Source organism: Vibrio sp. SCSIO 43086 (assembly GCF_051132235.1).
GTDB classification, from domain to species: Bacteria; Pseudomonadota; Gammaproteobacteria; order Enterobacterales; family Vibrionaceae; genus Vibrio; species Vibrio diabolicus.
Genome location: NZ_CP072678.1, coordinates 1,391,444 through 1,415,510, shown reverse-complemented (window position 1 = coordinate 1,415,510; position 24,067 = coordinate 1,391,444). Strand labels below are relative to the sequence as shown.

Below are 24,067 nucleotides of genomic sequence, written 5' to 3'. Positions count from 1 at the left end.
CGATAAGCCAAATTCGCGCTTCTCCTCAAGTAGCGAGAAGTGCGAACTTTTGTTGATACTCAGTGTCCGTCTCACACGTCTCTAAGTAGCTGTGGTGCAACATTAAAATTGACTGCACTATCTTTGTACCAATTCCTAATGCGCCCCCGACGGCATCTTTATCAATTCGATTGACAAAAGTGAACAGGATTCGCGACTTATCTTCACTCAAATGCGCTTGGCAATGCACTTCCGAGCCGATTGGGCTGTGGCGCAACGCATTTTCAAGCAGGTTCAATACCAACCGCTCTAAGAGTCCTTTATCACCCACAGTTTGAATCTCGCTATCCATATCCACTTTCAACACCACTTCTTTACGAGAAAACTGGCTCTGCATCGTCTCGGCACATTCAGCCATCAACGCGCCAAGATCTATGGGGCGGTATTCGTAGTTTGGCATTGGTTCCTCTTTACGCGCGGCGTCTAATAAAGAATGCAATTGAGTTGAGAGCTTCTCACAATTTCGGAAAGCGACCTCAATCAGCGGATCGGATTCCGGATGTTGCAAACGCCACGTTTCCAGATAGCCAAGCACGCTCGATAACGGCGTTTTTAAATCATGACTGAGCTGCAACAAGCTCTGACGACGATGAGAAGACTGATACTCCAACTGTAAAAACTGCTGCTGAATGTGCTTCGCCATCATCTGATAAGAGTGTGCAATCGGCACGAGTTCCGGCACTTGGTGAGTAAAGTCAGGTTGCAGGTGAAAATCATGTTCGGCTTGCTGTTGAAGTTGCTTGGTCACACGCTCAATCGGGTTCAATAGGCTACGTTTGACCAGCACATAAGCCCCGAGAGCAAAGCCTAAAATGGACACTAAGACCAATCCTGCCAGCGCGATGTAAGGGGTATCGACTTGCGCATTGGCAATGGCGTCATGTCGGGTACTGCCAATCACCACATAGAGATAACCGACCGTAGAGCCTAATTCCTCTATCGCCGCGACAGAAAAGACTTTGTGTTCACCGCGATTACGAGGATCTTCGCCTAAGATGGGAAGCGGTTCGTTGTTTAAGAATTGCTGAATGGGGTTCAGATCCACCGAGTCCATAAGCTTTGCCCCATCTGGCGCAGCATGGGTGGTGATATTGCCTTGGCTATCGAGGAAATAGATTTCAAAATCAGGGCCGATCAACATGAGCGTATGAAAGATCGACTTGAGCGCTTTAGGGTTGTAATCCGTACCAATCATCAGCGGATTATCGTCACGCATGTGGCTGGCTAGCTCTTTGTGCAGGCTTTGCTTAGTCCGTAACTCAATGGTTTCTTTTTGCCAATTGTAAGTCAGTGCAATCACCACCGCCGCGAGGCAGAACCACAAGCTGGTAAATACCACTAAGCGAGATTTGAAGCTCATCCTATCGCCTCCTTAAACAGCGATGTTTTTGAAACACCCGTGATGATTGAAAAATGACGGTGAAAACAACTGCCGACTTACTGTCTTGGCTTGATGTTTTGACTTGCTTTTTTGCATTAGTGTCTTGGCTGAAACTTATACCCAACACCCCACACGGTTTGGATGAAGTGATGATCAGAGTCAGACAAAGACAATTTGCTGCGTAAACGGTTAATGGTGCTACACACTGTGTGGTGATAACCAGAATGACTGGTGTTCCATACGTGATCGAGCAATTCATCTTTACTGTAGACTCTGCCCGGACGAGTCGCGAGAAACTGCAGCAAAGTAAACTCTGTCGCGGTAAGAGTGACATCCTTGTCGTTTAGGGATACTTGGTGCAACTCCGGAATGATTCTCAGCGGACCAAAATCCATCGCTTCGTCGAGGACTTCATTTGCTACTTTGGCCTCTGCGGTTTGACTGACTCGGCGCAGCACGTTTCGCACTCGTGCTTGGAATTCTAATACGCTAAATGGCTTAGTGATGTAGTCATCAACGCCCGCTTCTAAACCGTCAACCTTGTCCATTTCACCGTCTCTGGCTGTCAGCATGAGCACTGGATTCCAATCTTGTTGCTGACGCAAATAATGACAGATGTCTAGGCCATCACCATCTGGTAAACCTCGGTCAAGGATCAATAAATCAAAGGGTTGTTGCTGATATTGCGCTTTAGCATCGGCGACATTTGTGGCTCGCGATACTTGGTGTCCTTGAAACTTGAGATGCATCTGAACCAGTTCTGCCAAATCATCGTCATCTTCCACCAACAAGATGTTCGCGACTAAATTGATTGCCTGTTGTTCCATGGTCCTTTCCTTGCCTTCGAGTATCCTCACTTTGCACATGACCGGAACAAATTAGAAATTCTTTCAAAAAAGGTTCCGATGACGCCATGAGGGATAAAGCGCTCGGCTACAAGCGCTTTGGAAAGGAGACGTCATCGGAGCCTGTGTTACTCGACTCGAGTGATGGTGACTTTCGCACCTGGATTCAAGAAACGATGGTTCGCAGAGAGTGCTGAGTTTGCTAATCCGTCATCTTGGCTAACAACACCCGCATGGAATGCAACAACGTCATTGCTGTCATTACGGGCGGCATTGAAACCCTCACCGCCACCTGCTGGGCCCGGAATGGTTGCAGCAAGTTCATCGTTCAGTTCCGTGCCGGAATCCCAAACGTTCATGCTCATTTCGTAGCTTTCACCCACTGCGAGCGATTTGAGCGATAGTCCCGTTTCGCCAACAAAGGCATCATTGGTATTCACAAACATAGACGCCACAGACAAGTAACCGTAACGACTAGGATCAACCGTGATGGTGACTTCGTCCGATGCCCCCGGCAACACCAATCCATTGCCCGAAATACCTTGGTAAACACTGTCATTGCTGTTCATCAACTCAATCAGCTCAGCGTTACTACCGCCTTCGGCAAGGTGCTCAAGTTCAACAGATGCGGCTTGTCCAATTTCAAACAATTGGTAGTCACCATTGTGAGTGAGTACAGCGAGCGGAGACATTGGTTGATTCGCAGTCAAGTTCGCCACGTTGACGGTGTAGCGGTACGATTTCACTACGTCGTTATCATCATCGCTTGGACAACCGGCGAGCAAGCCGACTGAAGCTGCTACTAGTAAGATTCTGACTTTCATACATCCCCCTTACTTCACAACGATTGTGATGGTTGCGACTGGGTTTAACCAACGATGGCTGCTGCTGTCTAGGTCACTGATGCCGCCAGTTGGGTCGCTATCACCAAGGTTACCCGGATGCACGTGGACTTTATCGTTAGTTACCGTTGCTTCAACGCCTGTGCCGCCAGTACCAAAGGTAATGAAAGGTGGGTTTGGCATGCTAGACGCAAGCTCATCGTTCGCTTCTGTACCGGCATCGTAACTTCTTAGCGTTGCTCGGTATGTACCCGCTTCCGTTGGAATCTTCCAGCTATCCAGACCGACGAAACCGTCATTGGTTGGCAGCAACATCGCGCTCAGAGAAAGATATCCGTGATCGCCACTGTCCAAGGTGAAGGTGGTTGCAACACCCGGATTCAAAATACCACCAGCAGGGTTCTCAACCACCGAACCACCAGCGTTACCAATCACACTAGCAAGCCCAGAGATATCACCACCTTCTGCCATTGCTTCTAGTTCTGGAGTCGCTGCTTGACCCGTTCTGAACATTTGAAGGTCGGAGCCATGTGCAGCAACAATAAGTGGCGTAAAGTAGATGCCTTTGGTTGCGTTTGTCACGGTGATTTCCAATTCCGCCGCATTCACTGATGCAGAGCCTAGTGCCATAGCGACTGAAGTCATGACGAGTCCGAGTTGGGTACGTTTTTTCATTGTGATTCCATCCTTTAATGAGGGTTGAACTACCCAAGCCCATGTGTACGGCTTTACTTCTTTGTTCGTGACTTGAGTAGGTTAAGCATTACGTTTCGAACGTTTTGCGTTCTTGCCTCTAAGAATGACGAGCAAATCTATCAGTAACTTCATCGAATTCTCATAAAATTCTCACAAGTTCTGTTCGAATTCTATCATCAGCACTTTTTTACTCTTAATCAGGTGTTTACACTTCGCGCGCTCCCCTCCTACAATGCGGTATTCCCTGTTTAAATCACGATTCTCACCATGATTCATAACGTTCTGTCTGCCTACTATGGCGAAATCTACGGCATCGCTTTTTTCAACCACTACTTGAGCCATTACGCCCAAAGTGAACAACAAACACTGTGGCAAACCTTGATTAAAGTGGAAGACCTCACCGCAGAAAAGCTCAAACCTGTACTGCTGACAAATGGCATGGATATCAAAAATCGACACCAAGAGATGCTGGATAAAGGCTTGGCAGATGCAACCAAGTGGATTGGTTTACCATGGCAAGAGTTGGTAGCGACTCTTCTGAAGTGGGTAGAACCTTATGAGGTCAAGTATCGAGAGTGGCATGAAGAAGTGAAAGCTTCGCAGCAATATTCAATCGCTGAGCGAGAAGCTATCGAGTTAATTGCAGACCACGAAACAGCTATTTATCACTGTTGGCAACAATACCATACTGGTGAATCCGGCTTGCCTGCACTCAATACATTTTTAGCAAAATATCGTTAAAGCGAGACGGTGACACTTGAACCTCGTGAAACCGTACCAGACAATATCGTTATTCCGCTGCGCAGAACTGAACAATTATGGTTAATCCAAAACTCATTGCCCTACTTCCTGATCTTGCTTCGTTTATCTTGGTGGTAAACGAAGGCAGTTTTACCGCTGCAGCCAAACAACTCGGCGTGACGCCATCGGCTTTAAGTAAGTTGATCACACGGTTGGAACAAGCCCTCTCGGTCAAACTGTTTGAGCGCACGACTCGTAAGTTGATCATCACTCAAGCAGGACAAAAGGTTTACGACCAAAGCATCGCAATGGTGAATGCGGCGCAGCAAGCCGTTGAGCTATCTGCGGAAGATCATGCCGAGCCAACAGGCGCACTCACAGTGGCAGCTCCTGAAGCATTTCTTAATTCGGTGCTTCAACCGTTTGTGTTGCCATTCCTAGAACGTTATCCAAATATACAGCTTAAGCTGCGTGCAGCAGATGGTGAGATCGATCTGTTCCGCCAAGGTATTGATGTCGCGTTTAAGCTCACCGACAAACCCGATGAGAATTTGGTACTCAAAGAGATCAGCAAGACCAATCTTGTCTTATGTGCCTCTCCAGATTACCTCACCAAACACGGTATGCCTGAGCATCCGACTGAGCTTGAGCAGCACGATTGTATTTACCTTGCCGAAAACGACAAAGACAACATCTGGTCGTTCTTTAAAGAGGAAGCATTCCACTCCATTGCAGTGAGCGGGCGTTACGCCGTCAACCATTCTCAAATGCGCTTGAACGGGGTTAAGTCTGGCTTGGGAATTGGGATCTTCCATGACTTCGTGATCAAAGACGCGTTGGAGCAAGGAGAAGTGGTAGAGGTGCTACCGGACTGGATGATCAAGAGTAACTACCACGGTGCTATCGCGATGCAGTATGCGCAAACCAAATACATGCCTGCTCGTCTGCGCGTGTTTATCGACTTCGTTAAGGAGCATTTAGTCTCCGAGGACACTAACCATGCTTGAGGATACTAACCATGTTTGAAGAGGCTAACCATGTTTAATGCCATTCATCACGTCGCGATCATTTGCAGTGATTATCCAAGGTCAAAACGCTTTTACACCGAATTGTTAGGGCTAAAAGTCATTGCTGAAAATTATCGTAAAGCCAGAGACTCGTACAAACTTGACCTTGCTCTGCCTGACGGTAGCCAAGTTGAACTATTTAGCTTTCCGGACGCTCCAGAGAGACCGAGCTTTCCTGAAGCTCAGGGGTTACGCCACCTTGCTTTTCAAGTGGATGATGTCGAGCATGTTAAAGAATATTTAGAGGCGAGAGAAATTGAGGTAGAGCCCATTCGCATCGATGAATTTACAGGCAAAGCGTTTACCTTTTTCAAAGATCCAGATGGCTTGCCGCTAGAAGTTTATCAACGCTAACTTTGGTGGGGCACGAGGAACTGGCGTTTCAAATCGTACACTTAGAGCCAAAAAAGTGTAGCTTTCAGAAATGACCAAGCTCAGTTGTGGAAGTATTGGTGTAGTTGGAAGTGAATCATGATGAAAAGTCGAAAAGTGACTAAAAGGACAAGGTTTGCCTTTATGGCTGACGGCATTGTCACTTTCTTCGATTTGAACCAATTCAAAACCATTAAGCGTACATAGCGTCGCCCACACGCCCATGCTGTTACCATGAGCATTGATAACAGGCATCAGCGTCACTAGCACCCAACTTAGAGCACTAGCAAATAGCATGGAGCGATAAAAAGGAATTAATCTACGCATAACGGTGACTTAACAAATTTAATTCAGCGTAACTAATTCTGAGTGCTAGCTCAAAAACAGGATCAATAAGTGGTTGCCACCTCACAGCTTTTCTTCAATAACGCAATTGACAGACACAAAAAAGCCCACCAAAACGGCAGGCTATTTTCATATTCTATTGTCAGCTTTTATCGCGATTAGCCGAACAGCTTACTCCAAATACTTGGGTTACGCTTGTCATGGTATTCTTCACGTAGGCTATCAATTTCACGTAATTGTGCTTTCGCGTCTTGCAGGTTACCAGCGTCTAAGTCTGCTTCAATCTTGTCTAACGTTACCGTTAGTTTATTAAAGCCTTCTAAGTAGGTATCGAATTTCTCTGGTGGATAGTTACCGCGCTTAGATTGCTCGACGATTGCTTGCAAGCTATCAATTGCAGACTTCATGGTTTCAACATCCGACGCTTCTGCCGCCTGTTTGAATTCCATCTTCATCTGCTTCATGTTTTGTTTTAAATCAACCGCTTCTGCCATTGCGTATGTTGAGCCAAACGCAATCGCACACCCTAGGACTAAAGGACGTAACATTTTCACTTCTCCATTTATAGTGCCGAATTCTGTGTCGGCTTTATTTACCCAAATAACCCACGCCATAAAAGGCGACAAACTAGCTTAGTTGAGTATTTCCGGGTCGCAGTGTAAAGCAATCTTACGCCAGGTGCATACCTAAAATGTAATCAAGTTTATGCGTTGCGAATGTCGTCATACTCTAGAATTGGCTTACGGCCTCTCAGAGCTAAGAAAGACAAAAACTGCTGAGCGGTGTGAGTAATCACTTTTTTGCTATCGATACCCACTTTATCCATTAGCTCTCCAACCAAATCCAGATTACCAACATCATGACAGAAATGCGCATCACTTCCCGTTGTGAAGAAGACACCGAGATCTTTACCGATTTGTGCAATCTCGTGGCAACGGTCTACGCTACCCACTCGGCTATTCCCTTTTAGCGTGGTGTTATTGATTTCAATCGCAACATTATGCTCTTTCGCGCACGTTAAAACAGCCTGAAAATCAAAGTCGAAATTTGGATTCCCAAGATGGCCAAGCGCATCAATACGACCATTTTGAATCACATTAATGAGCGCTTCCGTATGAGTTTCTTTGTTTGCAGGACGAAAAACAGGTTCATGGAAACTTGCAATAACCCAATCTAGGTTACGATCGACACTCAGCGGAATATCGATGTCGCCTTCGGTATTAAGAATGTTGGATTCCACACCCCGAATGATCGCGATACCGTCTAAAAATCGAGGCAGGATTTTTTGGTTGGAGAAAAACCAGTAATGCGGCGCGCCCGGCATTGATTCCGCGTGATCAGTCGTACAGAACATATCCAAGCCGTTCTCTTTCGCCAATTTTGCATTTTCAATCAAGGTGCTGTACGCATGACCACTGGCGTACGTATGTGTATGGGTATCAACTTTAAATTCCATCATCCACTCTCTTAGGTGCGCTATCTTGCGTGCTATTGTATACCTACACGTGACGTACCGTCAGCCCAAGATGAGTATCAGACTTAAGCTTGCTCCTCACTGATGGCTTTTATTAGGGGCAACGCTTTTTCCCATCCGTGATTAAACATAGAAACAAAGTCGCTGTGCGTATGAATGGTGACATTGAGTAACAAACGATCACTGTTGGTGTCGATCTGATAGATCTCTCGTGATCCAATCCACTTAGATGCTAAATCTCCATCCAATTGCTGCCTATTATCCGGATTAAAAATGGCAATGTGATGAAATTCAAGATGCTGTTGCGGTTGCACGATATCGATAGTCGCTCGCGTTCCGCCCATATCGGGATCAAAAAAAGTGATGTCTTGCCCTTCTTCCCATATCCCATCAAATTGAGACTGGGGTGAGAAAGCCTGTGCCCAGCGTTTGTATAACTCAGCATCGGTTAGCACTTCCCACACCCGTTGCGGTGTAGCTGAAATCTCAACGTAATAATTTAGCGTAAGCATTATTTCTCTCCCTGAACCTTTCTTGACGCTAGTTCATTGTCAGAAAAAATCAAACCTCACCTCTGATTTGCCTTACTTAATCCTCTATTTTCCGACAGGCTAAGAAGTTCTCGCTTGTAACCTACCACCACGATGCGCCGTAAAACGAACCCAACATGTGTTCAGTATGGTTGCGAGCACGATTAAACTCATCCCGATAATTTGGCTTTGACTCATTCGGTCATCGAAAAACGCACTCTGCCAAACCGCAGTGAACAGTAGGTTAGTAAAAATAAGTGGTGCAAGTTGAGAGCCGCTGCTTGCCAGTTGATACGCTTTGGAGCGGAAAACTTGGGTGTTAATGATCATCAGGGACATCACACCGAGCCACAGCATATTAGAAGAAACAGTAGATTCCATCACATTGGCTTTGAGGAAAACATCGATGTCGTTAAACAACGTTAGCGGTAACAGAAATACGGCAGCAAACCCAAACGCCCAAAAGTTGATTTCTAATGGCGACATATCAGTTTTACTCACTTTATATAGCGTAAGCTGAGAGCCGGAATTGAAGAGTCCACCAGCTAGACCGAGTAATAAATCCGAGCGCCAAGTAAACTCCCCACCAACTCCCGCCAACATAACCACTCCAGTAAACGCCATTGCTAAAGCAGCCAATGTTGAAACGCGAATGTGTGCTCCCATAAACAGCTTTTCAACCAAAGGAATAAATAATGGGCCAGTGGCAAACAATACCACCCCTTCTACCAGCGTTAACGTTTGTAGTGACGCGATGAAACACAACTGTGATAAGCCGATACAGAAGGCGCGAAGCAAAATCGGTTTTAACGTCCCAGCTTTAGGAAAGGTAAGATTTTTGAAACGAAGTAAGACAAGCAAAATAAGTGCAGGAGCCAAAAAGCGTAAGAAACTAAACAGTGTGACGGAAAGTTCACCTGTCAACTGCTTTGCTAACAACCCAGTAACAGATAAGCTTAACGTAGACATCAGCATGAAAAGAATAGATTTATTTACTGCATTCATTCGATACTCCTTAATATATGGAGTATTTTATGAGATATCACTTATTGTAAATAGCGAGTAATATTAACCATTAATGTAAGAAAAACTTACAAGTTAACTTATCTCTCATCATGTTACGGTTTCTAAAATATGCGTAAATTAGTCCCTCTAAAATCCATCTATGCATTTGTCGCTGTGGCGGAATCTGGCAGCATGACAGAAGCAGCGCAGATATTAAGTGTGAGTCATTCGGCGGTGAGTCAGGCGATAAAATCACTGGAGACTCAGGTCAACAAACCTCTGTTTGATCGCGTAGGCAGACAAGTTCAACTTAATGCTGACGGTAAAAAATATTATCGAAAGGTTGCGCCAGCTTTAGAACAAATTGTCGATGCCACAGAAGCGCTAATCCAAGACCAAAACTTGCAACGTATTACGCTTAATATGGTGAATTCCTTGGCGCTGCATTGGTGGATTCCGCGAATGTCTAGTTTGCAGGACTTTGCTCCGCATTTAGACGTTCGTTTATCAAACCTGTCTGGCAGGTTTAATCTAGAGCAAGAAGGTATCGACGCAGCCCTCGTGCATGGAAACACCGAGGAATGGCAAGATTATTACTGTGAAAAGCTCAGTGAAGATGAACTGGTTTTGGTGTGTAGCCCTGAATTGGTAGCTAAGACGAATGACTCAAATATCGCTCAACTGTTAAAGCAGTATCCCATCATTGAAGTCACTAACGAACGAAGAAAAAATGACTGGAACGTGTGGCAGAATGCGACTGGCGTCCTGCGACCTAAAAGCCAAAAACCAATCACTTTTAATATGTCGATACAAGCCGTGCAGGCGACGACTCGTCGTTTAGGCTTATTGGTCACTCATCGCTTGTTTGTGAAAGATGACATCAAATATGGCCAGTTAATCGAGCTGGGCGAACCCGTAATTAATCCTCATCAACAGCTTTACTTTGTATGCCCGCCACACAAGCTAAAGCTGGAATCGTTTCACCTTCTGCGCTCGTGGTTGCAACAATCATTCAATTAAAGAAACCTTTTGTTAAGCACATTCATTTAAAAATTAGTATAAAGTTAGAAAGAGCACTTTTCATCCAAGGATGGTTTATGAAGCGGTATCAAATATGGTTAAGCGTACTCTGCCTCGCAGTACCCATGAGTGCAGTCGCTGAAAGTGAAGACGCTCATTCAGAGCAAGGTATATCAACGGCAATCATAGGCGGCCAGCAAGCCACTCAAAATCAATTGCCCTTTTTCGCACGACTCATTCTACACAAAACTGGCGCTAATCAATTTGCCAACATCTGTGGCGGAACTGTTGTTAATGACCGCTTCATTTTAACCGCCGCTCATTGTGTAGAGCCGAGTGTTTTTTCTGATGGATGGACAATCAATGATCTGCGAGTCTTAGTAAAAAACCCGACAATGAACGATGTGTTTGTTGATGAATTCAAAGATGTTCGCTCTATCACTATCCATCCAAATTACGAGCCTAGTGATTTATGGATTAATGATATCGCCGTACTTGAACTTACCCACCCGATCACCGACAACGTTCAATCCATTACGTTGCCGCAAGATTTTGGTGATTACAGCAGCAAATCGGTTTATCAGATATTCGGTTTAGGGCAAACCTCGACCAACGATGAAAATGGACCAAACTATTTGCGATGGGCGGAAGTAAAACCACTCACCGATGCGCAATGTGCTTCTTTAGTGACGGGGTTTAATGCTCAAGAAAGCTTATGTGCCAATGGGTTTCCTGAGCGCAGTTATACCGGTATTTGCAGCGGTGACTCTGGTGGCCCTCTCACCTATCAAGACAATAACGGAATGTATCAACAAATCGGTATTGTGAGCTATGGTTCTTCTGTTTGTGAATCCGCTGCGATTCCGAGTGTGTTTACTGAGGTTCTAAATTACACAACATGGATTGAAGCCCAAACCAGCTCGGGAGTGAAGACTCGTTACAATGCTCTCTTAGCAAGCACAGAAGATTATCATAGTGAAGGTGATTCCGGCTTTGAACCAGAAGATACCAACACATCTGGCTTTGAGGATAATGGCAGTAGTGGTGGCGCACTTGGTGCAGGGATGATCATGCTTGGAGGCTGGTTTGGTTGGCTAAGACGCCGAAGAAATTATTCGCGCTCCAAATAGCTTCGATAAGACATCATAATATCTTGCGCTTAACACGAGAGTTGATGATGTCTTCTATTATTTTTTGCTCTTTTTTCGCTTTTTCATAATTTTGCTTAGTACGCCATCGTTCGAGCACTTTTTCTAACCCTTGAACACGAGCGTGTTTGTGCTCCAGCGTTTTTTGTACAGACGCGCATTCCGCTTGCATGACGGCTTGTTCATGCTCATGGTGGCGAAGCATTTTTTGCAGCATTTGATCGACACGATTAAAGTTCATCAGCGCTACGCTTGTCAGTGTTGGAACAGTTCTTGTTGATTGTCCCGCATGGCCTTTCAATGCTGACAATTGTTCCAACTGCATTGAAAGATGGGAGTGACGTTGGCGCATGGCATCAAGTTGCTGACCCACACGATCACGTTGCTTTTCTTCCATTTGATGCAGCTTACCCACTGCTTTTAACTTGGATTTCATCTCAACGATACCACTCCCATTTGGTTAAGCACTTTGAAAAAGCTGCGCAAGCTCGGTCAAACTGGTTGGGTAATCCACTGACTCATTGGCGGCTTGTTGTAAATACGCACGTAAGTTTGGATACATAGCAACAGATTGATCTAATTCAGGATCTTGCCCCGGTTGATAGCCTCCTAACGGCAGCAGTTCTTTCACCTGAAGATAGTTGGAGTACATCTGGCGGAAATTATTCGCGATCGTGCTATGCGCCTCCTGTGTACAGGTACTCATACAACGGCTGATAGACGCATTAATATCAATGGCAGGATAGTGCCCTTGCTCGGCAAGTTGACGCGATAATACAACATGCCCATCTAAGATAGCACGCGCAGAATCCACGACAGGATCTTGCTGGTCGTCCCCTTCCGCCAACACGGTATAAATTGCGGTTAGGCTACCGTGCTGATTTTCACTGTTGCCCGCACGCTCAAGCAGTTGCGGTAACACGCTGAAGACAGAGGGCGGATAACCGCGAGATGCCGGAGGCTCGCCAAGAGAAAGAGCGATTTCACGCTGTGCCATGGCGTATCGAGTGAGAGAGTCCATCAACAACAGAACATCTTTGCCTTGGTCTCGAAAATACTCGGAAACGCGATGACAAAGCAGTGTGGCTCTTAACCTCATCAGCGGGGATTCATCAGCAGGAGCTGCGATGATAATCGCCTTCTTGCGCGCCTCTGGGGTTAAGTTTCGTTCGATGAACTCGCGTACCTCTCGGCCTCGCTCACCAATAAGACCGACCACAATCACATCGGCTTCGGTGTTTTTGGTGATCATCCCCATTAAAACACTTTTACCGACACCACTGCCCGCCATTAAACCAATGCGTTGACCTTTTCCGACGGTCAAGAGTCCATTGATTGCGCGCACCCCAACGTTGAGTGGGGTATCAACAGGACGTCGCTTCAAAGGGTTAATCGGTTTTGGTTCAAGTGAAACACGATCTCCCCCTTTTAGCGGTGCCCCGTCGTCCAACGGCTCACCTAAACCATTCAGCACTCGCCCTAACCACTGAGCACTTAACTGCACGGTACTGTCACCATCCAGAGGAATGACTTTCGCACCAGCAAATAAGCCACCTAAGCGCCGAATAGGCATTAGGTAAGCAATAGTGTGCTCAAAGCCCACCACTTGCGCTTCGATCATGTCGCCTTCTGCGGTTTCTACGAGACAGCGCTGCTCCAGTTTAAACCGGCACCCAACGGCTTGTAACATTAAGCCGTTTACTTTAATCAAGCGCCCTGTCACGCGAGCAACAGGGATTGAATCGAGCGAAGCCAATGCTTCGCTCAAACGCTCACTCAATAGCTCATGGCTTAAGGTATTACTCATGCTCTGATTCTACCTGCGGAATACTAACTTCATCCAAAAGGTGTTGTTTTACATTGTCCATACAGGCTTCTAAACGAGAGTCGCAACTTGCATCCGCCTCTGCATCATCGGTCACTAGTTGGCAGCCACCAATCGGAAGTTCCGTATTAGCCACCAGTTTCCAAGATTGTGGCAGATCAGCATTAATGTGAGTAATTCGTTCTAAATCCTGCGGATTTAAATGCACGGTTACGGTTTCCGCTTTGCCAGGCATGGCAGACAGTGTCTCATCCACCAAGGCAAGGATCTGTTGAGGCATTAAAGTGAGCTCAGCACGAATCACTTGCTGAGCCACTTTTTGTACCAGCTCACAAATCATATGGCGTTGCTGTTGCTCTTTTTCGTCTTGCCAGCGAGACAGCGCATGAAAGAGCTCGTTCACGGGTTTCGCCGCCTCTAGAAAACTCTGTTTTCCTGACTGCTCACCAGACACAAAGCCTTTTTGGAAGCCTTCTTTTTGTCCATCTAACAGACCTTGTTGCTTACCCTGCTCGATACCTTGACGTAAGCCTTCTTCATGCCCTTGTTGTAAACCTTGTTGAAAACCGGCTTCAAGCTGTTGTTGAATATCAACTTGCGGCTCTTGCCAACCTTGGTTATCTAGCCCGAATTCGTCTTCTATAGCCTTAGGCTGCGCCAAAGGCGGAAAACGGTGCAAACGGTATCCACTCGGCGGCAGTCGCATCGTACTTGATTTTGTCTCTACCATGACGTTACTCCACCGTTGGCTCTTCATAAAGAAGCAACTGAACTTCACCAGATTCATCCAACTCACGCACCATTTGCATGATGTCTTGACGCGCTTTTTGAACACGACTTAGCGCAACAGCCCCGCGCGCTTCCATATCGTCTTCCAGTGCTTTCACCATACGCTGAGGCATAGAACGTTTAATGGCTTGCTGTAACGTAATTTCTGAACCTTTAAGTGCAACCGCCCACAATTCTAGTGGGATCTGCTGCACCAGCATGTCCATGGTTTCTTCACGCTGACGACCAAGAACCATAAAGTCGAACATATTCTCTTCAATGGCATTGACGACATCTTCATCATGCAACTTCAGCATTTCCATCAACGACCCGCGATCACCTTCAAAGCGGTTAATGATGTCAGCAGCTTGCTTGACACCAGATAGGGGTGTGCTTTGGCTCGCAGATACTTTTTCAATGCAGCGCTCAACGAGCTCGTGCAAATCAATAGCAACTTGATGATCGATGTCTTGCAGCTGAGCAATTCGGAACAAGATTTCGTCATGGTAATCTTGTGGCAGGTGCTTCAACACCGCTGAAGAGCTATCAGCTGGCAAATACGCAAGAAAAATCGCTTGCATTTGCGGGTGCTCATTCACAATGAAACGAGCAAGTGTTTCTGCTTCCACCCACTGTAAGCGCTGCATATTGTTGCGAATTTCATCACCATACAGCGTATTCAGCAGCCCTTTTGCCAAATCATTGCCCAATGCTTTACGTAGCGTATTGGACAAATATTCTTTAGAAGCTCCACGAATGCCACTGTGCTCACGAAAGTCTTCAAAGAAAGTTTGAATAACGCCGCGAGCGGAATCGCTCTTAATGCCATTCAACTTCGCCATTGCACGAGTCACCCGCTGGGTTTCATCACGGCTAAAGTGCTGTAAAACCTTCGCAGCGGCATCCTCGCCCATGCCTAATAGCACGAGCGCGGTTTGTTCTACATAACTAAGCGTCTGCTTTGATGGAACTGTGTTCATTGATGTTTACCCATTGTTTCAGTATTTCGGCTACGCGCTCTGGCTCTTCATTGGCAATAAGCTGTAGGTGTTTCAATTGAATCTCTAGTGGCGAACCGGCTGGAGGCAGCATGTCGCTGTTTACATCTAAACCGGAAGAGGCTGAGATACCTTTTTCTGATAGACGACGATCAAGCACTTCTTCATGCTCACGCTCTTCACGCGTTTGCAGGTTGTCGTAATCAGGCTCTTCTTGCGGCTCTGCAAAGTCTAACTCTGGTACTGGCTTATCAACGCCAGTGAGGTGCATGATCAATGGGCGTAGTACGAAGAAGATCATCGCCAAGCCTAACAAACCACCGATAACGTAACGTATTGGCTGCTGTACTGTAGGGTCTTGCCACCACGGCAACGCAGGAGGCGCATCAATTTCAATTGGAGTGAAGTTGAAACTCATCAAGCTTAAGCTGTCACCTCGTGCCGCAGAAATACCGACAGCATCCATGATCATATTTGAAATCTGCTCTTTATCTGCTTCACTCCAAGCAACACCATCCGGAGAGGCTTTCGAGTTCAACAGTACCGACACGCTCATTTTCTCAATTTGACCTTGTTGGTATTGAGTACGACGAACACTACTCCCCACTGCATACTGACGGTTTACTTCAGAGCGTGCGTTGGTGTTTTGGCTATCGTTCGTTTCTACTTCTTCACCAGTTACCGGCGGTTGGTTGCTTAGAGAACCTGGTACGCCTAGCGCAATTTGGTCAACTGAGTTGTTGTGAATGGTGTGCTCGTTACGTACGACAGGTGCGTTATCCAAAATCTCTTGCGTTTCTTCAACTTGGCTAAAGTCCATATCGGCAGCAACTTGCACACGGAAGTTACTCGGACCCACAATTGGCGTAAGCATGTCTGCTGCGCGTTGAATGATCTGCTTCTCAACGTTCTTTTGATATTCAAGGTATTTTGCGTTGACTTTACCTGCTTCCGCCGAAGCAACATCAGCACTGAGTAAACGGCCATATTGGTCGATAACAGATACAAATTCAGGCTTCATCGCCGTCACGCTACCAACCACTAAGTTGATGATTGCTTCAACTTGCTCAGACTTGAGGTCTTCGCCAGGTTTCAGCTCAAGCATCACTGACGCTGAAGGGTTCTCGCTGTTTTGACGAACAAATAAGGTTTGACGAGGAATAGCTAAGTGAACACGCGCATTCGCCACTGAATTTAGAGACATGATAGTGCGTACTAACTCACCTTCTAAACCATGACGGTAACGCGCCGTTTCCATAAATTGGCTTGTACCGAGAGAGCTGTCTTCTTTAAGCGAATCCAAACCTGTCGGCAGTTTGGCTTTAACACCTTTTGACGCAAGCAACATGCGAACTTTCGCAACTTCGCCTTCTGGCACAAGAACTTGGCCATTTTGCTCTTGCATACGGTAGCTCACACCTTCACTTTCTAATACCGAGACAATCTCTCCGATATCAAAACGTTCTTGTTGGCTATACAGTGGACGGAAGCTTTGTGAGGAACTCCAAAGAGCGACCACAATGATTGCCGCAACAATCGCAGCGAGTACGGCAGATAACACTAGGTTTCTCTGGCTACTCGACCAGATTTGCTTCAGCTTCGTTGTTACATCGTCCATGCTATTCGCAGTAGAAAATGTCTGTGCTGAGCCGGAGGTCATGGCTGTATTTCCGGCGACTTGGGGGGTTAGTTCTGACATGAATTACACCGGCATCTTCATAATATCTTCAAATGAGGTCACGACTTTGTTGCGCACTTGCATCAAAGCATTAAATGATAAGCTGGCTTTTTGGCTAGCGACCATCGCACCAACTAGGTCATCACTTTTTCCTGTTTCTACGGCCGTCATTTTTTGACTAGCCACTGATTGATGTTGATTCACTGTATCCAACACATTTGTCATCGCTTGTGAGAACGATAATGGTGCGTTTAGTGATTGTTGATCTAAAGGATTTGCACTCACGATAAACTCTGGCGGCTGCACTTGTGCCTGCATCGCCTGCATTTTTGACAACATAAGTTGCTCTGCCGAGACCGCATGAGTAGGTTGACTTGCCATCTATTTTTTCTCCTATTAGGCAGCCGAGCCTAGTGCCGACTGTAAATCAATACCATGTTCTCGCATGGCTGCGAGTTTGTAGCGTAGCGCTCGAGTAGAGACTCCAAGCGCGTTTGCGGTTTTCGTTCGGTTTCCACCAAACTGACGTAATTTTTCTAAAATAAATTGATATTCGGCCTGCTTCTTCGCTTCTACATGACCAAAGCTTGAAGCTGGCTCAGCGGATGGAACTGGCGCAACAAGTTCAATAGGCAGCATCAGATCATGGGCAGTAATGTAGTCACCATGACGCATGACCAATGCACGCTGAATGACATTTTCCAACTCGCGAATATTACCTGGCCAGTGATACTGACTCAGCGCACTGATCGCATCTTGGGATAGATGACAGCGACTGCTATCTTGATACTTTTCAATAAAGAATTGGCTGATCGGTAAAATGTCTTCTTTTCTTTCACGCAAAGGCGGCCAGTGCAGAGGCAAAACATCCAATCGGTAATAAAGGTCTTCACGGAATGTGCCTTTTTGAACTTCTTCACGTAAGTCTTTATTGGTTGCCGCAATAACACGAATATCAAGCTTCACCGCCTTGTGGCTGCCTACGCGTTCCACTTCACGCTCTTGAAGAACGCGTAATAACTTGGCTTGAACTGCAGGGGACATTTCACCGATTTCATCTAGCAAAATCGTCCCGCCATTCGCTTCTTCAAACTTACCGCTTTGAGAGTTAGTCGCTCCTGTGAAGGCACCTTTTACATGACCAAATAGAACCGCTTCTAGCATCGACTCTGGAATGGCGGCGCAGTTAACCGCCACAAATGGACCATCAATACGTGGAGAGTGCTCATGCACATATCGAGCCAGCACTTCTTTACCCGTTCCCGATTCGCCTGTAATTAACACACTGGCGCTGGTGCAAGCGGCACGATGCGCCAATTGCAGTACCTGCTTGCTTCGCCAAGATTCCGCAACAATGTTGGCCATTGGCTTACCTAACGCTTCAACGCGCTTCAGTAAATTAAGCAGCTGATTCGCTTCAAATGGGCGTAATAGATAATCGGTTGCTCCCGATTTCATCGTCTCAGCCGCCAAGATTCCCTGCTCTTGATCGACAATAGCGATAACAACACCAGAGTTACGTTGCTTTTGGTGGCAAGCAACAAACTCGCGGACACACATGTCCGGTAAAGTAGAGCTCACAAGAGTAATTTCTGCTCGCTCTTCAAGTAATGCGCCTCGGCCAGTACGAGTGTGTTTTGCGGTGTAACCTGCATTTTGCAACACATCCAATACTGGTTGAGCAAGAGCTTCATTCGGCTCAACCAACAAAATTTTCGTTTTCGTCATCATTGAACCTTAACTTTCGTTTGTTGATTTTGTTGTTGTACATCAGGGTGGTGTTTCACTGCCGTTCGCTCGTTATCTCTCACTAGGCGCAACGTTACACGTCGATTTTTCGCTTGGCCCTTCGTCGAATTATTGCTGGCAATTGGGTAACGAGAACCATGCGCTCTTGTTTCGATCATCGATTTATCAATACCAAGTTCAACTAAGGCCTCGGCAACTTGCTCTGCTCTAGTACGTGATACTGAAAGGTTCGCCAAACTAGAACCAACGTTATCGGTGTGGCCATCAATTAAAATCTTGGTCACACGATCATCAACAGATACATAGCTATTTAGCGCTGCGAGCGTTTCTTGCTGCTTACGACTTAGCGCCTTCTGACCAAAGTCAAAAGACAGAACAAGATTTCGTGCCTCTGAAAACGAAAGCTTAGGCAAACGCGCTCGACAGGCATTAAATGACTTGAGCGCGTTTTGAATTTGAATAGTCGGAATCACAATCTCCGACAAAGAGGAAGCATTACTTCCCTTTAGTGACAACGTCACCCAATTACCAGTAGCAATTGAATCCATGAGTTCATCAGCACCTTTGCTGAAGACAAATCGTTGGGATGGCTTAGTAAAATCAAGGGTGGCAAGCTCTTTTCTATAAAGCTCACTAGACCAAGGGGCACTTTGACTTATTAGAGCAATCGTTTTCCATTTATTATTTTCATAATGTATATCGGAAATAAAATAAGTTTTATTGTTAGGTTCCGAACGGAAATAAAACTTCCCATACAATCTATTTGATTGCAATAAGTTGCACTCAAATAGATTTCCTTTATATATCCATTTTGAAAGATCCATTGGTATTGTTAAGACCTCTCCAGAATATGTTAGTTTAGAAAAAATAAAACTCACAAAAATAAGTGTGTTACAAATTATCAAACGGATAGAGTCCATGTATATCTTACAATTCCATGACCTTATCAATTTAATTAAATATGCCACTAAGCCGTGATAACTGGCATAGCTAATCATGTTAATTACCTATTCTGAATATTGAAACTGGTTACAAAATGCTCACAAGAGCATGACCAAACCTTTAAAATTAAGATTTAAGCTTTAAAAACAATGCTTTATAATTTAATTATCTAAATTAGACGTTACACCATGAAGATGGTTTTAAAAAGTTAATAACAACTAAAACGCTTAATATTTTTATATTTTCTTATTAAGCAATTTATAAAGGAAACTAACCCTTTTTAAATTTTATTAAAAGATTAAGACTATATGCTCAAGGCAACATGTGAACTAAAGTCACAATCTTAGAGTTTGAAACTAAAAGATCATTAAAATTTCTGTGTAGACTACACGCCATTAAGTTAAAACAGTTTCGATTGTTAAAGCACGGTAAAATATAAATGGAAAATAGAGTTAGCGAGCCTATTTCTGATATTCAACTACTTGATGTAGAATTATTAGGCAAACCTATTCATATCATTCGTGAAAAGCTTGAAGGCTTGATTTCAGAGTCTTGTTCCAGCCTTACGATTGAATTACAAAATTGGCTCAGTACGAGTAAAGTGGAAGCTAGCTTAACCTCTGTAGACTTGCATCGCTTTACACCGATAAAAATGGATAAAGACCAAACGTCAACCTATCAACACCAAGAGGGCGGCATGGTATTTGTTCATGGAGATTCTCACACGTTAATAAAACTGGCGGATCGGTTCTATGGTGCCAGCACTGAGCGTTCAGCAACAACACTGACAGCAAGTGATCTCCGCCTACAAGAGCGAATCAGTCGTATCATTATTGGTTGGCTTGCACCAGGTAAGATGTGGGAAATGGGTGAGTACGAAGCACCCCAAGGGATTGGGATTAACGTGCAGTTAAACATCGCGTTTGACGATCACCAAGGCTCAATTCATCTCAAACTAGATAGCCACCTTATTCAAACACTGATCGAGCAGCTTGAACTGCAGCCCGATACGGATTTGTACCAACCATTCTGTCGCTCTTTAGAGGCAACGCCTGTTCGACTGAATGTTGTTTTAAGTAAAAAGAAGATGCCGTTGAGCGACGTTGTTGGCTTACAACCTAACGATATTTTACCAATTGAGCTTCTTAATACGGTTCCAGTCAGCATTGGTAACCAATCTTTATTTACAGGTCGTATTGCTGAGCAAGACGGCCAACTTGTTTTGATCTTTAACCCTGATAAGGAACCGCAGCGATGAGCGAAGCGCCAGAAACGAATGCATTCGACGCAGAAGAATTGAACTTTGACGACTTTCAATTAGAAGACTTTGAAGCTGAAAGTACGCTCCAACAAGAACCAGCAACTGCGGAACGTGATCTTAGCTTTTTCAAAAGTATTCCCGTCACTGTCACGCTGGAAGTTGCAAGCAAAGAAATCCCACTTGGGGACTTAATGAAAGCCGGAGAAGGCACGGTTATCGAACTTGAAAAGCTCAATGGTGAGCCTTTAGACGTAAAGGTAAACGGCTCTCTAATGGGTCACGCTGAAGTCGTCGTTGTTAATGATAAGTACGGACTTCGTCTGATCGATGTACATGACTCTGCATTGAGTGGCGTTGGTCAATAATCTTAGGTAGGCATCACAATGAAAAATCTGAGCGCTTGGCACCGTTGGTTACCTCTTTTGGTACTGGTGTCACTTTTGTTTGCTTTCCCAACCATGGCGGCAGACAACGGCTTAACTATCCTGTCCGTTTCTGATGGCGACACACAGCAAGAATACAGCGTTAAATTGCAAATTCTGTTGTTGATGACGGCGCTCAGTTTTCTTCCAGCATTCATTCTGATGGCAACGAGCTTTACTCGGATTATCGTCGTCCTCGCGATTTTGCGCCAAGCCCTTGGTCTTCAACAAAGTCCTCCTAACCGCGTATTGGTTGGGATTGCTTTGGCATTGACCTTGCTGATCATGCGACCTGTTTGGAGCGATATTCATGAAAATGCATTTCAACCGTATGACAATGGTGAAATCACGCTAATACAAGCGTTCTCTGTAGCAGAGAAACCAGTGAGAGAGTTCATGCTGGCACAAACTCATCAAAGCTCTCTTGAGCAAATGCTGCGTATTGCCAATGAACCACTCGACCAAAACGTTGAGGATATTTCTTTTGCGGTTGTCTTGCCTGCGTTTGTCATCAGTGAACTAAAAACCGCCTTTCAAATTGGCTTTATGCTCTTCATCCCCTTCTTGGTTATCGACTTGGTTGTCGCCAGTGTGCTCATGGCAATGGGTATGATGATGCTATCACCTTTGATTGTTTCACTCCCTTTTAAACTGGTGGTGTTTGTACTCGTGGATGGCTGGGCAATGACGGTTGGCACGTTATCTGCCAGTTTCGGTTAAATAGGAGCATGCTATGACCCCTGAACTAACCGTAACGTTATTTTCCGATGCAGTATGGCTGATCATTCTGATGGTTGCTGTACTGGTTGTTCCTGGCCTAATTGTCGGTTTGTGTATCGCCGTTTTCCAGGCCGCCACACAAATCAACGAGCAAACACTCAGCTTTTTACCACGTTTGCTCGTTACGCTATTGATGGTGATTTTTGCGGGTCATTGGATGCTCCGAAAAATCATGGAACTGTTTGATTTCTTATTCCACAACATACCGGGGATGATTGGCTAATGGCCATCACATTTGCAGAGCTCTCAGCGATACTCGGTCAACTCTGGTGGCCGTTTTTTCGTGTAGGAGCCGTATTTATTTCGATGCCCTTCTTTGGTGATGCAATCATTCCCGTTTGGATCCGTACCTTACTGGCACTTTCGATCGTCGTGATTACCGCACCATTGATGCCACCAATGCCACAAGTCGAATTATTCTCCATGACGTCTCTATTCCTTGCTTTTGAGCAAGCGATTTGGGGCGTGATGTTTGGGCTAATTTTGCACATGCTCTTTAACGTTTTCACCATGCTTGGTCAGGTCGTTTCTCTGCAAATGGGATTGGGTATGGCAATGATGAATGATCCTATCAACGGACTTTCTGTCGCCATTTTGGGCCGCATATTTCTTATATTTTCAACCTTGTTATTTCTCGCGCTAGAAGGACACTTGCTCGTCATTGATATCGTGATTCAAAGTTTTGTCGTGTGGCCGGTCGGTTCTGGCATCACATCGCTTTCTCTGCAAGGCGTTGTAAATATTTTCGGCTGGATGTTTGCCTCTGCTTTAGCACTAGCGTTGCCTGCTATTGTTTCAATGCTCTTAGCCAACATAAGTTTTGGTGTGATGAATCGCGCCGCTCCCTCACTCAACGTGTATGCATTAGGTTTTCCAATGACGATGCTTCTTGGCCTGTTCAGCGTATTAATTTCAGTATCTGGTGTGCCGGGTCGCTACACCGCGCTTGTACACGACACCATCAGACACTTGAGTAACTTTATGTTGGGGGGCGCATGAGCGATCAATCGTCTCAGGACAAAACTGAAAAAGCCTCGCCGCAGAAAGTAAAAAAAGCACGTCAGGAAGGACAAATTCCTCGTGCAAAAGAGTTTACTACTGCGGTGATATTTCTAGCGGTAGCGCTCTACTTTTACTCTCAGCTCAATAGCATTTGGGAAAGTATGTCAGGTATTTTTCGCTACAACATGATGCTGACGCGAGCCGACCTAGAAAACCCTAAACAGCTTGTCGAGCAATTGGGACAAAGTTTAGCGGTAATCATCGACATGTTATTACCGTTGTTTACCGTCATTATTATCGTGACCTGTGGTAGCAGCCTTGTACTAGGCGGTTGGATGTTCCGTCCGGCGAACGTGATGCCAAAGCTGAGCAAAATTAATCCTTTAAGTGGGATAAAGCGCATTTTTTCGACACGCTCAGTGGTTGAGCTATTAAAGTCCACGTTCAAAGTAGCCGTTATTTTCGGCATCTTATATGGCTATTTAGACAACCACTTACAGCCTCTGCTAGGTATGCAAAACTTACCTTTAAGCCAAGGCTTTTCCCTGGTGATGTCTATTCTCTTTGAAGGCTTACTGTTGATGGGGTTTGCGTTGTTGTTATTTGGTGTTGTAGACATTCCCTACCAACGTTGGGAGCACCTAAAAGAGCTGCGTATGACCAAACAAGAGCTGAAGGAGGAATTCAAGAACAACGAAGGCCGCCCTGAAGTAAAGCAGCGAATCCGTCAAATTCAACAGCAGTTTGCACGCCGTAAAATCGATAAGATGGTACCAACGGCTGACGTAATCATCACTAACCCAACTCACTACGCTGTCGCTCTGAAGTACGAACCTTCACTTTCTGATGCTCCATTTGTGGTTGCAAAAGGCGTAGACGAAACAGCCATGCACATTCAACGAATCGCCCGAGAAAACAAGGTGGAGATCATCAACTCACCACCGTTGACTCGTTCGATCTATCACACCACGGCGATTGAACAAGCAATCCCAAGCCAACTGTACATTGCCGTGGCACATATTCTTACTTACGTTTTGCAATTGAAAGCCTTCCGTAAAGGTGAAGGAAAAGAGCCAACTCCTTTGCCTCATTTTTCGATTCCAAAGCATTTGCAGCACTGATTAACCCGCGTTTATC

Annotated in this window: 28 protein-coding genes; 11 read left to right on the top strand and 17 right to left on the bottom strand. The window is 45.4% G+C overall.

What is annotated here, in order from left to right; genetic code table 11:
* Positions 1-25 precede the first annotated feature (25 nt).
* The 4 genes from J8Z23_RS22550 to J8Z23_RS22535 all read right to left on the bottom strand — a co-directional run bounded on the left by J8Z23_RS22550 (position 26) and on the right by J8Z23_RS22535 (position 3,782).
* Positions 26-1,399 carry a histidine kinase dimerization/phospho-acceptor domain-containing protein gene (locus J8Z23_RS22550; protein WP_434635433.1) on the bottom strand — a complete coding sequence of 458 codons (1,374 nt, stop codon included), beginning with the start codon at positions 1,397-1,399 and terminating at the stop codon, positions 26-28.
* 116 nt (positions 1,400-1,515) lie between these two features.
* Positions 1,516-2,247, bottom strand: coding sequence for a response regulator transcription factor (locus J8Z23_RS22545; RefSeq protein ID WP_237284440.1), 732 nt, complete (start codon positions 2,245-2,247; stop codon positions 1,516-1,518).
* A gap of 146 nt (positions 2,248-2,393) precedes the next feature.
* Entirely contained in the window at positions 2,394-3,089 is a 696-nt protein-coding gene (locus J8Z23_RS22540) for a spondin domain-containing protein (protein ID WP_053808290.1), read from the bottom strand.
* A 9-nt stretch (positions 3,090-3,098) separates the two neighbouring features.
* A complete protein-coding gene (locus J8Z23_RS22535; protein WP_343428931.1) occupies positions 3,099-3,782 on the bottom strand; it encodes a spondin domain-containing protein in 684 nt (227 codons plus the stop codon).
* A 288-nt stretch (positions 3,783-4,070) separates the two neighbouring features.
* Between J8Z23_RS22535 and J8Z23_RS22530 the strand changes: the two genes are divergently transcribed.
* From J8Z23_RS22530 to gloA2, 3 genes are all read left to right on the top strand, one after another.
* On the top strand, positions 4,071-4,544 hold the full coding sequence (locus J8Z23_RS22530) for a hypothetical protein (protein ID WP_282149917.1): 474 nt from the start codon (positions 4,071-4,073) through the stop codon (positions 4,542-4,544).
* 77 nt (positions 4,545-4,621) lie between these two features.
* Positions 4,622-5,551 (top strand): LysR family transcriptional regulator, encoded by a 930-nt coding sequence (locus J8Z23_RS22525; RefSeq protein ID WP_042601221.1) that lies wholly within the window; start codon positions 4,622-4,624, stop codon positions 5,549-5,551.
* Between the two features lie 30 nt (positions 5,552-5,581).
* The gene (gene gloA2 / locus J8Z23_RS22520; RefSeq protein WP_237284445.1) at positions 5,582-5,965 is read left to right on the top strand and encodes an SMU1112c/YaeR family gloxylase I-like metalloprotein; all 384 of its coding nucleotides are present in this window, start codon (positions 5,582-5,584) and stop codon (positions 5,963-5,965) included.
* Here the strand turns inward: gloA2 and J8Z23_RS22515 are convergent.
* From J8Z23_RS22515 to J8Z23_RS22495, 5 genes are all read right to left on the bottom strand, one after another.
* Complete coding sequence (locus J8Z23_RS22515) at positions 5,945-6,310, bottom strand: hypothetical protein (protein ID WP_080619260.1); 366 nt, start codon at positions 6,308-6,310, stop codon at positions 5,945-5,947. The genes gloA2 and J8Z23_RS22515 overlap by 21 nt on opposite strands.
* A gap of 176 nt (positions 6,311-6,486) precedes the next feature.
* Positions 6,487-6,876 carry a cytochrome b562 gene (locus J8Z23_RS22510; protein ID WP_005394852.1) on the bottom strand — a complete coding sequence of 130 codons (390 nt, stop codon included), beginning with the start codon at positions 6,874-6,876 and terminating at the stop codon, positions 6,487-6,489.
* Positions 6,877-7,031: 155 nt separating this feature from the next.
* On the bottom strand, positions 7,032-7,784 hold the full coding sequence (locus J8Z23_RS22505; RefSeq protein ID WP_301567583.1) for a phosphatase: 753 nt from the start codon (positions 7,782-7,784) through the stop codon (positions 7,032-7,034).
* Positions 7,785-7,867: 83 nt separating this feature from the next.
* Positions 7,868-8,314, bottom strand: a complete 447-nt coding sequence (locus J8Z23_RS22500) for an SRPBCC family protein (RefSeq protein ID WP_048625393.1) — start codon at positions 8,312-8,314, stop codon at positions 7,868-7,870.
* Positions 8,315-8,413: 99 nt separating this feature from the next.
* Positions 8,414-9,337, bottom strand: coding sequence for a DMT family transporter (locus tag J8Z23_RS22495; RefSeq protein ID WP_301658892.1), 924 nt, complete (start codon positions 9,335-9,337; stop codon positions 8,414-8,416).
* Between the two features lie 129 nt (positions 9,338-9,466).
* Here J8Z23_RS22495 and J8Z23_RS22490 point away from each other — a divergent pair, with 129 nt between their 5' ends.
* Both J8Z23_RS22490 and J8Z23_RS22485 read left to right on the top strand, forming a co-directional pair.
* The gene (locus tag J8Z23_RS22490) at positions 9,467-10,357 is read left to right on the top strand and encodes a LysR substrate-binding domain-containing protein (protein ID WP_301658893.1); all 891 of its coding nucleotides are present in this window, start codon (positions 9,467-9,469) and stop codon (positions 10,355-10,357) included.
* 125 nt (positions 10,358-10,482) lie between these two features.
* The gene (locus J8Z23_RS22485; protein ID WP_301658894.1) at positions 10,483-11,487 is read left to right on the top strand and encodes a S1 family peptidase; all 1,005 of its coding nucleotides are present in this window, start codon (positions 10,483-10,485) and stop codon (positions 11,485-11,487) included.
* 13 nt (positions 11,488-11,500) lie between these two features.
* Here the strand turns inward: J8Z23_RS22485 and fliJ are convergent, their stop codons facing one another.
* Genes fliJ through J8Z23_RS22445 form a run of 8 tightly spaced genes read right to left on the bottom strand, consistent with a single transcriptional unit; the run spans position 11,501 to position 19,521 of the window.
* Complete coding sequence (gene fliJ, locus J8Z23_RS22480; RefSeq protein WP_282149919.1) at positions 11,501-11,941, bottom strand: flagellar export protein FliJ; 441 nt, start codon at positions 11,939-11,941, stop codon at positions 11,501-11,503.
* Between the two features lie 24 nt (positions 11,942-11,965).
* Positions 11,966-13,312, bottom strand: a complete 1,347-nt coding sequence (gene fliI / locus J8Z23_RS22475; protein WP_005394843.1) for a flagellar protein export ATPase FliI — start codon at positions 13,310-13,312, stop codon at positions 11,966-11,968.
* Positions 13,305-14,060: a flagellar assembly protein FliH gene (gene fliH / locus J8Z23_RS22470; RefSeq protein ID WP_005394841.1), complete on the bottom strand. Its 756-nt coding sequence runs from the start codon at positions 14,058-14,060 to the stop codon at positions 13,305-13,307. The genes fliI and fliH overlap by 8 nt, the downstream gene beginning before the upstream one ends.
* 4 nt (positions 14,061-14,064) lie before the next feature.
* The gene (locus tag J8Z23_RS22465; RefSeq protein ID WP_005394839.1) at positions 14,065-15,078 is read right to left on the bottom strand and encodes a flagellar motor switch protein FliG; all 1,014 of its coding nucleotides are present in this window, start codon (positions 15,076-15,078) and stop codon (positions 14,065-14,067) included.
* The gene (gene fliF, locus J8Z23_RS22460) at positions 15,047-16,795 is read right to left on the bottom strand and encodes a flagellar basal-body MS-ring/collar protein FliF (protein WP_031780427.1); all 1,749 of its coding nucleotides are present in this window, start codon (positions 16,793-16,795) and stop codon (positions 15,047-15,049) included. Before fliF ends, J8Z23_RS22465 begins: the two co-directional genes overlap by 32 nt.
* Before the next feature lie 3 nt (positions 16,796-16,798).
* A complete protein-coding gene (gene fliE / locus J8Z23_RS22455) occupies positions 16,799-17,155 on the bottom strand; it encodes a flagellar hook-basal body complex protein FliE (RefSeq protein ID WP_005375045.1) in 357 nt (118 codons plus the stop codon).
* Between the two features lie 15 nt (positions 17,156-17,170).
* Positions 17,171-18,502: a sigma-54 interaction domain-containing protein gene (locus tag J8Z23_RS22450; protein WP_006741978.1), complete on the bottom strand. Its 1,332-nt coding sequence runs from the start codon at positions 18,500-18,502 to the stop codon at positions 17,171-17,173.
* Positions 18,502-19,521, bottom strand: a complete 1,020-nt coding sequence (locus J8Z23_RS22445; RefSeq protein WP_256894809.1) for an OmpA family protein — start codon at positions 19,519-19,521, stop codon at positions 18,502-18,504. Before J8Z23_RS22445 ends, J8Z23_RS22450 begins: the two co-directional genes overlap by 1 nt.
* A gap of 383 nt (positions 19,522-19,904) precedes the next feature.
* Here J8Z23_RS22445 and J8Z23_RS22440 point away from each other — a divergent pair, with 383 nt between their 5' ends.
* The 6 genes from J8Z23_RS22440 to flhB are packed head-to-tail and all read left to right on the top strand — an operon-like array spanning position 19,905 to position 24,051.
* Entirely contained in the window at positions 19,905-20,723 is an 819-nt protein-coding gene (locus J8Z23_RS22440; protein WP_282149920.1) for a FliM/FliN family flagellar motor switch protein, read from the top strand.
* A complete protein-coding gene (gene fliN, locus J8Z23_RS22435) occupies positions 20,720-21,091 on the top strand; it encodes a flagellar motor switch protein FliN (protein ID WP_005398044.1) in 372 nt (123 codons plus the stop codon). Before J8Z23_RS22440 ends, fliN begins: the two co-directional genes overlap by 4 nt.
* Positions 21,092-21,109: 18 nt before the next feature.
* Positions 21,110-21,868, top strand: coding sequence for a flagellar type III secretion system pore protein FliP (gene fliP, locus J8Z23_RS22430; protein ID WP_005398045.1), 759 nt, complete (start codon positions 21,110-21,112; stop codon positions 21,866-21,868).
* Positions 21,869-21,881: 13 nt separating this feature from the next.
* Positions 21,882-22,151 (top strand): flagellar biosynthesis protein FliQ, encoded by a 270-nt coding sequence (gene fliQ / locus J8Z23_RS22425; RefSeq protein WP_005375036.1) that lies wholly within the window; start codon positions 21,882-21,884, stop codon positions 22,149-22,151.
* A complete protein-coding gene (gene fliR, locus J8Z23_RS22420) occupies positions 22,151-22,927 on the top strand; it encodes a flagellar biosynthetic protein FliR (protein ID WP_006741982.1) in 777 nt (258 codons plus the stop codon). Before fliQ ends, fliR begins: the two co-directional genes overlap by 1 nt.
* Positions 22,924-24,051, top strand: coding sequence for a flagellar biosynthesis protein FlhB (flhB, locus tag J8Z23_RS22415; RefSeq protein WP_006741983.1), 1,128 nt, complete (start codon positions 22,924-22,926; stop codon positions 24,049-24,051). Before fliR ends, flhB begins: the two co-directional genes overlap by 4 nt.
* Positions 24,052-24,067 lie beyond the last annotated feature (16 nt).

Excerpts from the sequence above, each read along its gene's own strand:
- fliE (WP_005375045.1), bottom strand. The coding sequence starts at position 17,155 with ATGGCAAGTCAACCTACTCATGCGGTCTCGGCAGAGCAACTTATGTTG.
- J8Z23_RS22530 (WP_282149917.1), top strand. The coding sequence starts at position 4,071 with ATGATTCATAACGTTCTGTCTGCCTACTATGGCGAAATCTACGGCATC.
- J8Z23_RS22490 (WP_301658893.1), top strand. The coding sequence starts at position 9,467 with ATGCGTAAATTAGTCCCTCTAAAATCCATCTATGCATTTGTCGCTGTG.
- flhB (WP_006741983.1), top strand. The coding sequence starts at position 22,924 with ATGAGCGATCAATCGTCTCAGGACAAAACTGAAAAAGCCTCGCCGCAG.
- fliQ (WP_005375036.1), top strand. The coding sequence starts at position 21,882 with ATGACCCCTGAACTAACCGTAACGTTATTTTCCGATGCAGTATGGCTG.
- J8Z23_RS22445 (WP_256894809.1), bottom strand. The coding sequence starts at position 19,521 with ATGATTAGCTATGCCAGTTATCACGGCTTAGTGGCATATTTAATTAAA.
- J8Z23_RS22515 (WP_080619260.1), bottom strand. The coding sequence starts at position 6,310 with ATGCGTAGATTAATTCCTTTTTATCGCTCCATGCTATTTGCTAGTGCT.
- fliP (WP_005398045.1), top strand. The coding sequence starts at position 21,110 with ATGAAAAATCTGAGCGCTTGGCACCGTTGGTTACCTCTTTTGGTACTG.
- J8Z23_RS22540 (WP_053808290.1), bottom strand. The coding sequence starts at position 3,089 with ATGAAAGTCAGAATCTTACTAGTAGCAGCTTCAGTCGGCTTGCTCGCC.
- fliJ (WP_282149919.1), bottom strand. The coding sequence starts at position 11,941 with ATGAAATCCAAGTTAAAAGCAGTGGGTAAGCTGCATCAAATGGAAGAA.
- fliI (WP_005394843.1), bottom strand. The coding sequence starts at position 13,312 with ATGAGTAATACCTTAAGCCATGAGCTATTGAGTGAGCGTTTGAGCGAA.
- gloA2 (WP_237284445.1), top strand. The coding sequence starts at position 5,582 with ATGTTTAATGCCATTCATCACGTCGCGATCATTTGCAGTGATTATCCA.
- J8Z23_RS22510 (WP_005394852.1), bottom strand. The coding sequence starts at position 6,876 with ATGTTACGTCCTTTAGTCCTAGGGTGTGCGATTGCGTTTGGCTCAACA.
- J8Z23_RS22550 (WP_434635433.1), bottom strand. The coding sequence starts at position 1,399 with ATGAGCTTCAAATCTCGCTTAGTGGTATTTACCAGCTTGTGGTTCTGC.
- J8Z23_RS22545 (WP_237284440.1), bottom strand. The coding sequence starts at position 2,247 with ATGGAACAACAGGCAATCAATTTAGTCGCGAACATCTTGTTGGTGGAA.
- J8Z23_RS22535 (WP_343428931.1), bottom strand. The coding sequence starts at position 3,782 with ATGAAAAAACGTACCCAACTCGGACTCGTCATGACTTCAGTCGCTATG.
- fliF (WP_031780427.1), bottom strand. The coding sequence starts at position 16,795 with ATGTCAGAACTAACCCCCCAAGTCGCCGGAAATACAGCCATGACCTCC.
- J8Z23_RS22505 (WP_301567583.1), bottom strand. The coding sequence starts at position 7,784 with ATGGAATTTAAAGTTGATACCCATACACATACGTACGCCAGTGGTCAT.
- J8Z23_RS22525 (WP_042601221.1), top strand. The coding sequence starts at position 4,622 with ATGGTTAATCCAAAACTCATTGCCCTACTTCCTGATCTTGCTTCGTTT.
- fliR (WP_006741982.1), top strand. The coding sequence starts at position 22,151 with ATGGCCATCACATTTGCAGAGCTCTCAGCGATACTCGGTCAACTCTGG.
- J8Z23_RS22465 (WP_005394839.1), bottom strand. The coding sequence starts at position 15,078 with ATGAACACAGTTCCATCAAAGCAGACGCTTAGTTATGTAGAACAAACC.
- fliH (WP_005394841.1), bottom strand. The coding sequence starts at position 14,060 with ATGGTAGAGACAAAATCAAGTACGATGCGACTGCCGCCGAGTGGATAC.
- J8Z23_RS22440 (WP_282149920.1), top strand. The coding sequence starts at position 19,905 with ATGGAAAATAGAGTTAGCGAGCCTATTTCTGATATTCAACTACTTGAT.
- fliN (WP_005398044.1), top strand. The coding sequence starts at position 20,720 with ATGAGCGAAGCGCCAGAAACGAATGCATTCGACGCAGAAGAATTGAAC.
- J8Z23_RS22450 (WP_006741978.1), bottom strand. The coding sequence starts at position 18,502 with ATGACGAAAACGAAAATTTTGTTGGTTGAGCCGAATGAAGCTCTTGCT.
- J8Z23_RS22485 (WP_301658894.1), top strand. The coding sequence starts at position 10,483 with ATGAGTGCAGTCGCTGAAAGTGAAGACGCTCATTCAGAGCAAGGTATA.
- J8Z23_RS22500 (WP_048625393.1), bottom strand. The coding sequence starts at position 8,314 with ATGCTTACGCTAAATTATTACGTTGAGATTTCAGCTACACCGCAACGG.
- J8Z23_RS22495 (WP_301658892.1), bottom strand. The coding sequence starts at position 9,337 with ATGAATGCAGTAAATAAATCTATTCTTTTCATGCTGATGTCTACGTTA.